9 protein-coding genes are annotated in these 11760 nt (G+C 60.3%); 1 reads left to right on the forward strand and 8 read right to left on the reverse strand.

The genetic code is table 11. The features are described from left to right. The 5 genes from JNL55_RS31760 to JNL55_RS31780 all read right to left on the reverse strand — a co-directional run. On the reverse strand, window positions 1-1336 hold a 1336-nt coding region (locus tag JNL55_RS31760; RefSeq protein WP_293864097.1), incomplete at its 3' end, for a serine hydrolase domain-containing protein. A gap of 29 nt (window positions 1337-1365) precedes the next feature. Continuing rightward, entirely contained in the window at window positions 1366-2628 is a 1263-nt protein-coding gene (locus tag JNL55_RS31765; protein WP_293864100.1) for an erythromycin esterase family protein, read from the reverse strand. 73 nt (window positions 2629-2701) lie between these two features. After that, complete coding sequence (locus JNL55_RS31770) at window positions 2702-5188, reverse strand: TonB-dependent siderophore receptor (RefSeq protein WP_293864103.1); 2487 nt, start codon at window positions 5186-5188, stop codon at window positions 2702-2704. Between the two features lie 60 nt (window positions 5189-5248). Continuing rightward, window positions 5249-6265, reverse strand: coding sequence for a FecR family protein (locus JNL55_RS31775; RefSeq protein WP_293864106.1), 1017 nt, complete (start codon window positions 6263-6265; stop codon window positions 5249-5251). Between the two features lie 2 nt (window positions 6266-6267). Beyond that, window positions 6268-6801, reverse strand: a complete 534-nt coding sequence (locus JNL55_RS31780; protein ID WP_293864109.1) for an RNA polymerase sigma factor — start codon at window positions 6799-6801, stop codon at window positions 6268-6270. A gap of 167 nt (window positions 6802-6968) precedes the next feature. Between JNL55_RS31780 and JNL55_RS31785 the strand changes: the two genes are divergently transcribed. Beyond that, window positions 6969-8507, forward strand: a complete 1539-nt coding sequence (locus tag JNL55_RS31785; RefSeq protein ID WP_293864111.1) for an SDR family NAD(P)-dependent oxidoreductase — start codon at window positions 6969-6971, stop codon at window positions 8505-8507. 7 nt (window positions 8508-8514) lie between these two features. Here the strand turns inward: JNL55_RS31785 and JNL55_RS31790 are convergent, their stop codons facing one another. From JNL55_RS31790 to JNL55_RS31800, 3 genes are all read right to left on the reverse strand, one after another. Beyond that, window positions 8515-8763 (reverse strand): hypothetical protein, encoded by a 249-nt coding sequence (locus tag JNL55_RS31790; protein WP_293864114.1) that lies wholly within the window; start codon window positions 8761-8763, stop codon window positions 8515-8517. Window positions 8764-9376: 613 nt separating this feature from the next. Further along, window positions 9377-10762: a twin-arginine translocation signal domain-containing protein gene (locus tag JNL55_RS31795; RefSeq protein ID WP_293864117.1), complete on the reverse strand. Its 1386-nt coding sequence runs from the start codon at window positions 10760-10762 to the stop codon at window positions 9377-9379. Between the two features lie 390 nt (window positions 10763-11152). Then, a partial coding sequence (locus JNL55_RS31800) for a serine hydrolase (protein ID WP_293864120.1) occupies window positions 11153-11760 on the reverse strand: 608 nt, incomplete at its 5' end.

Genomic DNA, 11760 nt, shown 5'->3' on the forward strand with positions numbered 1-11760 from the left:
TGAAATCCGGATGCAACGCCAGGAACGTATCGCGACCGCCCCGAGTCTCCAGCGGCACCAGTTTCGCTTTGTGTCGCAGGAACAATCGTTCGCCATCAGCCAACACTTCGAGGCTGCGCCCGTTGTTCTGACGATAGATGCCGGCATAGTCCGCCGCGTTCTCCACCCGCCACGCGGGCACCGCCAACGGCGGTACTGACGGCGCGCTGCGTCGTTCCCGATGCGCTCGCATGAGCTGATTGGCATAGCGCACGATCGGCGTCACGGTTTTGTCGAGCGCGTTCACGGCCGCGAACGCACCGACACCCGTGTCCATATCCACCATCAACGAGGAAATAAACGACAACATGCCACCGGTGTGGAACAGCATGGTGTTGCCGTCCAACTGATCGACGGCCATACCATAGCCGTAGCGTGCCGTGGCCCCGAAATCCGGCGCAGCGATGTGTCCGGTGGCGAAGAGGTCGAAGGCCTCGGGCGACAACAATCGGCCGCCTGCCATCCGACCACGATTCGCGAGCATCTGAATATAGAGCCCCATATTGTGCGCCGTCGCGGCAACACAGCCTGCGGCGGAGGTGTAGATGAGAGGCGCCGCTTCACACAAACGCGCCGCACGAGGTTGCGGCCGATCGCTTTGGAACGTCGTATAGCTCTTGACCAGGCGGTCACGCATGTCGAAGTCGATGGCGGGCTCGCTGTGCTTCATCCCCAACGGCGACAGCACCCGCTCCCTCAATAACTGCGGCAGTTGCCTGCCATCCAACGTCCACGCCAGATAGCCGAGCGCCGAGTACGCCATGTTGTTGTAGAAGTACTGCGTGCCAGGCGCATACGCCGCGCGATGCGCATAGCTCGGGTCGGTAGAGATCAGGTCCGAGTACGCTGGCAGCCCTGAGGAATGAGTCAACAGATGATGCACCGTGATCGGCGGATACTCGGACTGAATCCGCAACCAAGGCAGGTAGTGTTGGATGGGTTTGTGAAAGTCGAGTCGACCTTCGGTGTGCAGCTGTAGAAGAGAGATGGCCGTGAACGACTTGCTGATGGAGCCGATCTGGAACAACTCATTGGGTCCGACTGGCGTACGCAGATCTTTGTCGCCGAAGCCATAGGTTACGACTCGTTGCACGCCCTCTCGATCGGCCAGCACCAGCGTCAGTCCCGGCGCATTCGCTTCCCGCAGAAAACGTTCGACGTAACTATCGAGCGCGGCGAACACCGGCGCGTAGGCACCGGCATTCTCCGCCGCTTCGGCCTTGATGAAACGTCCGGCCGTCGCAAGCGACGATACGGCAACGGCGCCGGAGAGCACCTCTCGCCTGGTCAGTGACATGGCAACTCCAAAAGAAGACGTTCTGACATTCATGGCGCCGCGAGCTTGGCGTCGCAGCCAAGACACGGTCGCACTTTGTTGATGAAGAGCATGGCGTCGAACGACGCCGGTAACTGCGTTTCACTCGCCGCGCCCACGGACAGGTCCAGCACGTACTGCGGCCGGTTCACCCGGCGTAGCCACTCGAGATCGCGGAGCATTCGACTGTCCGTACTGACGTACTCGCGATCGGCCATGCCGCCGCCCATCGAGGCGATCACCTGATAGCGCGCACCGAGCGCCTCATTCAGATACACCCCCATCGAATGCACCGTGCCACCGCCGCTCTCGGCGGGTCGGCTACCGACCTTGTCCAGGTGCCAGTTGTGAGCAAACACGAAGACGCGGCCACGTGACCTTTCCTGCTCCATGGCCCAGCGCAAGTTCTCCGCCATCGCACCATCACGCAATTGCTCGCATGCAAGTGACGGCTGCGTCTCATCGGATCGCAGCCGTTGATCACAACGACGTTGCACATCGCCCTGGCGCGCCACCAATACAGCACGGTGTGCTCGCTCGAACTGCGTCCTCGATGACTGTCGAATCCACTCGAGCTGCATCCCGTCGAACACATCGATGAGATCCGAGATCGCCTCGGTGAGCGCGCCGCGTTCGCTCGCCGGTAGTGCGACGTACTCATCTATCGACAGCGGCGAGCGCAGCACCTGCAGTCGACGTTCGAAGCGTCGCGCCAGTGATGGATCTCGTTGCCAGAGGTAGTCCATCGCCGCGACTGGCCACGGGGCGCGCGATCGCCCGGCACTCACATCGATGCCATAGAAGCGAATGGGCTGACGCGTCGACGGCTTGTCGTTGTAGGCGCGAATCCAATCGAGCAGCTGTCGATTCTCGGCCAGCTCGGCGTTATAAAAGACCGCCCCAATCGCATCCGAGGAGCGCGCGCTGCGTCCCGCCACGAAATCATCGGCGACGACGCCTCGCTCGAAGCCAGTTTCTCCTGCGTACGCCGTGACGCCGCCGTGCTCGACCAGATAGACGAACAGTCGATTGCGCATCGTCAGGAACTCGTGAACGTAGTGCCAGCCTTCGCCAAACCCCACAACGCGAGCATCGGCAACGAGACGTGCGACGTCCCGCAGATCATCGGAAGCATTCGTGAGGTCGAGTGACTGCAACGGCAGCACACGCAGCGTCGGTGAGTCGGCTGCACCGCTCGTGGCACTCGCCAACACCGCGAACGCGAGCACGAGCGCCGGCACGATGCCTGCCAGATTTTTCAACGTGTGTGTCATGCGGAGACTGGGGGCAACGGTGAGCACCGAGAGCAAAACTCTCGGTGCTCACGTCATCGACCTGCTAAGCGGCCTACCAGTGCCCGCGAACGGACACTACGAAGCTGCGAGGCCTGCCATAGGTGTTGTCGGACTCGCTGCCGAGCACTTGGTAGTAGCGCTCGTCGAGCAGATTGTCGCCGTACAATCCGATCGTCCACGTGTCCCCGAGCCGATACTGAATCGAGGCATTCCACAGCGCGTAGCTGTCCTGCACGGCGCGGAATGCTGTCTCATCACCGCTTGAGTTCAGCACCACCGTGTCGATGTAGCTCGCCGTCTGCGCGGTGACACCGGCATTCACCGTCCATCGAGAGAGACGATCAGGCAGCTGCCACGTCGTCCACATCTTGAACATGTGCTTGGGAACGCGGTTCAAGGCGTAGGCGACACCGCTCGGCCATCCCAACGTGCCGTCGCCCAACACCGTGGTACGCAGCCCTTCGTATTCGTTGGTGAAGTAACCGTAGCCGGCATAGACCTGCCAGCCCGGCAACACTGTACCGCTGAGCTCAGCGTCGAAACCCTGCGTGGTCACGTTGGCATTGCCGAGAAAGCAGCAGCTTGCGCCACCGGTGCCCGGCGTATTCGGATACAGCGGATTACGGATGCCCTGCCCTTCGCGTTCCACTCGATACACCGCGGCCGACGCATTCAGAACGCCGAACACCTCACCTTTGACGCCGGCTTCGAAACCGCCACCGGTGATCGGATCCAGCGGCTTGCCTGGCAGCGGCGCTTGCAAGCGCTGCGCCTGGACTTCGAAGGTTTCCGCGTAGCTCACATACGCCGACCAGTCTTGGGAGAAATCCCAACTGAGGGCCGCACTGGGCACGAACGCGCTGTCCTCGTAGCTAGTCGTCGATGGAGCGCCGTAGGTGCCGTCCGCCGCAACGGACTGATACACCTGCAAGTAACGATACTCGCCGTAACGTCCGCCCAGCGTCAGACGCAGCGGTTCGAGCAGTTGCAGACCGAGCGCCGCGTAGAATCCATGCTGCGACTGAGAGTTCTCTGGATAGTAGGCATTGAGTCGCTCGGGGCTGCGCGGATACAGCGAGGGATCGAAGTTGAATACGTCGACCAGATCGCCCCACACGCCATATGGCCCCTGTCCGGTGTACAGCGACAGCCGGTACGCCTTCTCGCCGCCGCCATCGACCTTGGAATAGTCTGCACCCACCGTGTAGCGATGCTCACGACCCAACAAAGCAAAGGTTCCGCTCGCGGACAGGTCGAGCAAATTCTGCGAAGAGTCATAGTCGGACGCCGGCGTCGCCGCTCGCGGCCCCGTCAGGGTCACCGGATCCACGAAACCAAGCGCGATGAACTGACGTGACTCGCTCTGCTGCTCGATTCGCGTGGCATTCAATTTGAGCACGCCGTTATTACCGTAGCTCTGCTCGATCCGGGCGAAGGCCTCTTTGCTGGTCAGATACCAGTGCGCCCACTCAGGATTGAAGGCGGTGCTTCGTGGCAGTCGCAGATCGTCACCATTGGCATAGCGCGGATGGCCTTGCATGGCGAAGCCATCTTCCTTGCGCCGCTCATAGCTCGCACCGGCAACCAGCAGCGTCGATGGTGTGATGTCGTACTCGCCGGTGCCGAAGAACAGCGTCTTCTGCGACTGCCCGCGGTCATAGAAAAACTCGTTGTCTTTGTAAGCAGCGACGAATCGGCCACGCAAACGACCATCTTCCGTGAGTGGACCGGTGGCATCGAACTCGCCGCGGTACTCATTCCAGCTGCCCGCAGACAAGTTGATTTCGACCTGTGGCGTCGCTTTCGCTCGCTTGCGCACGAGATTGACGACACCCCCGGGCTGACCGGCACCGGTATAGATGCCATCCACGCCTCGCAGCATCTCGACGTGATCGTAGGCCGCCGTGTCGGGCGACAAGAACATCCCGAAGCCGCCGGTGTAGGCCGGCGCGCCACCGTCGAACTGCAACGTCTGCACGCGAAAGCCACGCGAGTAGAAGAAACTATCGATGGCGCTGTGACTGTGACTGGTCACGACGACGCCCGAGGTCTGGCTGAGCACCTCCGCCAGCGACGTGAGGTTCTGTGCCTCGATCCGCTCGCGCGTCACGACAGTGACGGACTTCGGCGTCTCACGTAGCGACGCACCGGACTTGCCACCGATGCTCAATTGATCGTCGAGCGTGCCGAACACGTTGACCGTTTCGATGCTGGCGGTTTCATCGACGCGGCCACCGGCGTCTTCGACCACGTACGTACCTTCGCCAGTCACGCGATGTTTCAATCCCGTGCCACGAAGTGCCAGATCCAATGCGGCCGCCGGTGTGTACTCACCGCGCACTTCATGAATCTTGCGACCTTTGACCAGCGCTGCCGGAAAGAACACCTCGAAGTCTCCCTGCAGCGCGAGCGCTTGCAGTCCCGGCGCGGCATCCTGCGCTTCGAGATCGAATCGTTTGATGTCAGCAGCCCAGAGTGCATTGAGCGGCAGGAGCGATGCGATCGCCGCGGCGACCATTCTGCGAGCGTTGCTTTTCACAGTGACCTTGTTGTGTGTGCCAGAGGAACGCCTCTATTGACGCACACGAATCACAACGACTCAGTCGGCCGGCGCGAGCAGCACCGCACCGTCGGCTGCGGGCTGCACGAGAATGGGTAGTGAGGTGCTCACGGCAGAGATGAATGCATCGGCTCGATCAGTGCGAAACACACCACTGACACGAAACTCGGCGAGGCCGCCATCGAGCACGTAGATCTTCTGCGTCGAGTAACGATTGATCTCCGCGACCGCCTCCTGCAGCCGTACATCGTTGAACACCAACTTGCCGTCCAACCATGCGGTTGCGACCGGCACATTCACAGCCGTCAGCGGCGCCATGCCGCTCGCTGACAGTGCGGTTTGCTGACCCGCTGTCATTTCGATGCGCGCCGGTTGATTGCTGAGAGTCGTCCCTGCAGCCACATCGGCACGCCGTGTCTCGGCTGCCGGCGTCACCTCGATGCGGCCCTCCAACAGCTTGACCTGAACTTCATCCGCTTGCCGGTAGACCTCGAAGCGAGTGCCGATCGCGCGAATCACACCGCGCCCTGCGTCCACCAAGAAGGGACGTAGCGTGCTGTGTGCCACGTCGAAGTGCGCTTGCCCCCGTTCGAGCTGCACCGTGCGACTGGTGAGTCGGTAACGCACCGTCGCCACGGTATCGGTATTCAAAATGAGCTGACTGCCATCGGAGAGCTGAATGGTGCGACGGTCGCCTACAGCGGTGCGATAGACAACATCGGCCGGCAGCATCACTTGCACCGCCACCACGCCCACGGTGGCCACCACAGCAGCGGCCGCGATGAACCAGCCGCCGCGACGACGACCCGCCGCCGCCGACAACTGAGCCGAATGCTGTGACTCCTCGACCGCTCGCGCTCGCGCCTCTCGGATAGGTGCAGCGTTGCGCGTCGATTCGACCGCTCCCCATAGCGCCTCGAGCCGCTGGTATGCGCGCTCATTGCCAGGGTCTCGCGCCAACCATTCATCGAATCGCGCCTCGTCCGCCGGCGTGCGCTCATCGTCGTGCATGCGGGCAAACCAGCGTGCGGCTTCGCTTGGACTCTCCTGTCTCATCCTTACTCCGGAAAGTGATCCGACAACACTTGGATCACGTGCATCATCTGCTTCTCTACAGCGCTGCGACTCACACCGAGGCGACGTGCGATCTGCGAGTAGCTCAGCCCCTCGAACCGTTGCAGCAGGAAGGTCGTGCGGCACTTGGGGGTGAGTTCGTCCAGCACAGCCAGCACTTGCTCGAGCATTTTCTCGCTGTGGTAGACACGCTCGGCCGACGGCGCCTCACCACCGAGTTCCACTTCCTCGAGGGGGACATGGTCGCCGGTACGGCGGACGGCGCCACGCCGCAATCGGTCCCGCAGCACATTGGTCGCGATCCGGAACACATAGCGCTCGGGCTGCTGGATCGCCGCCAGGTCGACTTGCCGGGCAAGGTGGAAAAAAACCTCCTGCACCAGGTCTTCCACGTCGGCCGGATTGCGCGAACGGCGCTCGAAAAAGCGCACCAGCGAGGGCCGCAGCCGCTCGAGCGAAGCAGCGTCCAGAGCGGCCGCGGCCGCCGTCGTTCCAGATTCCGCCCCACCCTCCGCCACGAAAACCTCTTGCCTACCTCGGAATGCCGCTCGACCCGCTCGCCCTCCGAAGGATAGACGCACGGCCACGCAAACGGCTCAGCTACGGCCGGCCAATAAACTTGCGTGACCCGCCTACTGCTGCGGACAATGCCCGGCACTCCGCCCCGCCGCCAGTCGTAAATCCGATGACTTCCACCGCCCCTGACGCCGCCCCGCCGCTCTCTGCAGGCGACATGCTCACCTGTATCCGGGTACTGCGCGAGATCGAGGCCGACCGCTCCCACCTGATCAAGCTCACCCAGGAGCAACGCCGCGAGCTGCTGACGCTCGCCGGTCTGGTCGCGAAACCTGAGCGGCACGACCTGGTGAAGATGGCCAAGGCGTTTCGCAAGGCCGATCGGGCCGCACTCAAGGAACAGGATCGCAAGGTGGTCGAACAGACCGGTTTGCGCACCCAGCGCCGCTCCCCGGTCTACACACCGCTGTGGCTACCGCCGCCAGAGACTGCGGCGGCAGACGATCAGCGCACCTTGAATCGCGAACGCAACTGCTACATCTGCAAGCAATCGTTCACGACCGTGCATCGCTACTACGACGCCATGTGCGAAACGTGCGGTGACTTCAACTATGCCAAGCGCGAACAGACCGCGGATCTCAGTGGCCACTATGCGCTGGTGACCGGCGCGCGCGTCAAGATCGGGTATCAAGCGTCCTTGAAGCTGCTACGAGCCGGCGCGCACGTGATCGTCACGACGCGTTTTCCCATCGATGCGGCCGATCGATACTCTCAGGAAACCGACTTTGCGGAATTTCGTGAACGGCTGTCGATCCATGGGCTGGATCTGCGACACACACCGAGTGTCGAGTTGTTCACTCACTTCCTGGCAGATCGATTGCCGCGGCTGGACTACATCGTCAACAACGCCTGCCAAACCGTGCGACGGCCAGCAAATTTCTTCCAGCACCTGCTGCCTCGTGAAGCAACTGCGTTTGACGCACTACCTGCGTCCTGGCGCGACACGTTGGCGGGTCACGACGAGTTGTGCCGCACGTTAGGAAACGCTTCGCCACCCGAGGCTGGATCGCTGCTCTCGATTGCACATCGCAACCCCGCCGAAGGCTTGATCCACAGCGCCGCCCTGTCGCAGCGGCACTACCTCGATGAGGACTATCGCGGCGGTGAGGCGCTGTTTCCAGCGCAGTGCTACGACGAGGATCGTCAGCAGATTGATTTGCGGGAGGTGAACAGCTGGCGGCTGCGACTGCATGAAGTGCAAACGCCGGAACTGCTGGAAGTGCAGTTGGTGAACGCCATCGCACCCTACATCCTGAACGCGCGCCTCAAGCCATTGATGATGCGGACACCCGGACAACACAAGCACGTCGTGAATGTCAGCGCGATGGAGGGTCAGTTCTATCGGACCTTCAAGACCGACAAACATCCGCACACCAACATGGCCAAGGCTGCGCTCAACATGATGACGCGCACCAGTGCGCCCGACTTCGTGAAAGACGGCATCCACATGAATGCGGTCGACACCGGCTGGGTCACCGATGAAGACCCCGCCGTGCATGCCGCCCGCAAGGCCGAAGAAGGCTTCTCGCCGCCGCTGGACATCATCGATGGCGCCGCACGCATCATCGACCCCATCTTCGTCGGCCGCCTGACCGGCACACATGTGTGGGGTCAGTTCCTGAAGGATTACAAGCCGACGCCGTGGTGAGCACGCCTCAGCGAGAGCAGCAGGGCAACCGTTCAACTGCCCCCAGGCTGAGCTTGCGGATCGATTGCTCGATGCGCCGCAGGTCGCCGATGACGAGCCACGTCAGTGACTGCGGCGCATAGAGTTTCGCGGCTGCCTCGCCGATACGTTGCGGTGTGAGTGCCTGAATCGCACGCGTTCGACTTGCCCAATAATCATCCGGCATACCCAGCGTCAGTGGCTCCGCATACAGCGTTGCCAACTGCGAGACATTCATCGTATTCGTGATGAATACTTTTTCCCCGCGCCAACACCAGAGCTGGTCGTCAGTGGCCCACGCTCCAAGATAGTGCCTCCCCCACATAGTGGTGCCGTCGCTTGTTCATGTGCCTCGATATCTCGGGCCATGGCGGACTTTGGTCTCGTTGGTGGACTCACGCCATAGCACTCTGCTCAGCCGTGACTCATGGCGCCCGCCGCGTCAACGTCTTGGGATTCCCGCTCATGAACAGGCAATCCCCCTGACGCGCGAGGGCCGCGTTCCATCGCTACCTCAAGATGAACATCACAGCGACACTGACGAGGAAACTGAGCGCACCGGCAAGCGGAGCAGCCCGCGTCGAGTCGATCGCCGCGGCAGCGCCCCCATTACCTGCCCGGTCGAAATGAGGTCAGCTTCAGGCGGCGGCCAGTCCTTATCACAAGCCGATAGTTGGATAGTACGGCGCCAGGACAAGCAGCAGTTGTCGACCTGAGGTCACGACCTCTTGGAGCCGTAGTGGAACTAATGTTGGGTCTCAACCTCAAGCCGCGACCTCGAGATCAATAGCTCCGCGGCGAGTGTCAACCATCGGAGCGCTCTCCGCAAAAATGGCGGAAACTCATCGTTCCTAGGCAATTACCAATTCCACGCGCTGAACATTGAAAGCGTAGTAAGGCATGTACTGGCGCATGCTCATGGCACTCCTCATTACATCCGTCTCGCTGGACGTACCAGCATTGGCAATCCGCTTGTATTCTTCTGCTGCAAGCCGCCTCGCCTTCTCGTCCGTCACCTGAAAGTCCGTCCACACAATCCAGAATGATCTACCGTCATCGGAGATCCACTTGGGGGCAATCTGAGGCTGGTAAGCACGGGCGTTCGGTTCACCTGCTGGCAACCACGATGTCTCTTCGTGGACTTGTGTCCAAGGCCCCCAAGGATTCGCCGCGATCCAAAAGCCAAGGTAGCTTGGCCTACTGAACCACATGCCATCGAGCCCAGCGCCCATACCCCAATTGGCCATCAGATATAGCCCGAGCGGCGCATTGTAGACAACACTCGGGTGCCATGCATAAGGGTGCACTAGCGAGTTCACCCATCCCCGCGGGAAGGTGTGCACCGTAGCGCGTGCCATGATGTCCTTGCTCCATATCGCGCCTCCCTTGGCAGTCCGACCTACGAAGTACTCATAACTGCTTCGCTCAAGAAGTTTACCCTTAAGCACACGAAACATAACGAGCTCATTCATTGTACCTTCGGTGTTACCGTTCGGGGCGTATACGTAAATATAGCCGTCTCGGTTGTGTTCGTAGTTCCTTCCCATTTGTAGGATAGTGAGCAGCGAGAAGGCCTCTTGATCCTCCTCAAAGAACACAAGCGCTTCACGCGACCGCTGATTCCAGTCTTCCCATACCACAGGTGTCGAACCATTCTGGTTATGCCAAGTGCGACCACTATCTGGAGAATATATAAGCTTCGCGCCATTGAAGCGGATTAGATTATTTCGATCTGGCTCTTCCTCCTCGTTAGGCCGAAAAGGTCGGTTGAAGGTACTCATAAACTGAAAGAAATACCCGTCAAGCGCCAACGTACCGAAGTTATAGTAGCGCGTATCGTTCTGCCGCTGCGTTGGCCTTGCCAGCATAGGATAACCCGCGAGGTCATGAAACTGAGCGTCACGCGGACCACCGCTGATAGCAATCATGCGGCTGTTATAGAATGCTCTTGGCTGATCAGAAAACCCCGAACCGTCGCATAGGCTCACGTACTGACGATCATCAGAGGCCCAACTCATATGCCAATTGTCGCCATTGCCACCGTGGCGCAGTACAGTCTCCTCGCGGCGAATGACAGACCTGACTCGCGCAATTGACTTTTTCGCAATTCGGTTGGATCCGATCCGACCTTCGACGCGGGCGACTAAACCGTCTGTGCGGTGAGCCCCCCAAGAGGGCACTGCGGTGACAACTCCGGCGGCTGCCGTCTGCTTCAAAAATCCTCGACGTGTTGACATGGAACTCTGAACGAAATCTGTAGCGAGTCGAGCGGGATGGCTTAGGAATGAGCCAAGTTGTGATGGGTAGACCGGCTAAGAAAGTTACGCGACCCCATTTCGAGCGGCATGAAGCTCTTCCTTTTTCATTATCGATTGATCCTGCCCGCGAGCGAACCCTGCACGAAGCGATATGCGACTGTAGCTCGTCACTGAAGGCGACGATGTCCTGCCACGAATAGCCATGGCGTGGACAACGCGTTTTCTCGTCATACAAAGCGCTGATCTCTAATTTTTCTATCGATCACGAGCGCGTGAAGCAATTTTCTCGATTTGATCGGAGCACACTACGCTAGAAGGCCTGCGTGTCGCACGCACGAATACCTAGCGTAGGTGTCGCCTGCGAAAATATTATGGCGAGCTGTCCGGCTCCATAGCAGTAATGGACTCAAGCATTCGGGCGACTTGACTGAGGTAGCCTCGGTCAGCCGCATGCTGATTCTCAATCACACTAAAGAAGACCCCAACTGCCCCGGTATCAAGATTTGCAAGAGCATACTGACCACCCCACCCGGAATGCCCCATTGTGTTTCCAAGAATCCTCATGTGATTACTGTAGCGGATACGCTCGTTAGGCGGCGGCAAATGCACACCAGACCCCAGCGTCCGCTGAATAAATTCTGCGCTACCCACGATCTCATTTCCGACGCCGCGACCATGCCGCGTGAAAATCGAGAAGTAACGAGCGAGGTCGCGCGCCGTCAAACACGCACCGCCATCTATAGTTGGAAAGCCCTCGCGATCCGTTGTGATGAATAACGTCCCCTCGATGCCCGCCGCGTCGACAATGTCGGCCAGAAACGACCGCAAGGACTTTCCGCTCGCACGCTCGACCACCCAGCCGACAACATCGGTGTTAGCATCCTTATATTGTGTGTGGCCGCTATTATTCGTAGTGCCACTGCTCGCGATCCTCGCAATGAACTGGCGCTGCGTTTTCTCGTGTTCTTGATCACTCG

The sequence above is a fragment of the Steroidobacter sp. genome, assembly GCF_016790065.1.
In the GTDB taxonomy this organism is placed as follows: Bacteria; Pseudomonadota; Gammaproteobacteria; order Steroidobacterales; family Steroidobacteraceae; genus Steroidobacter.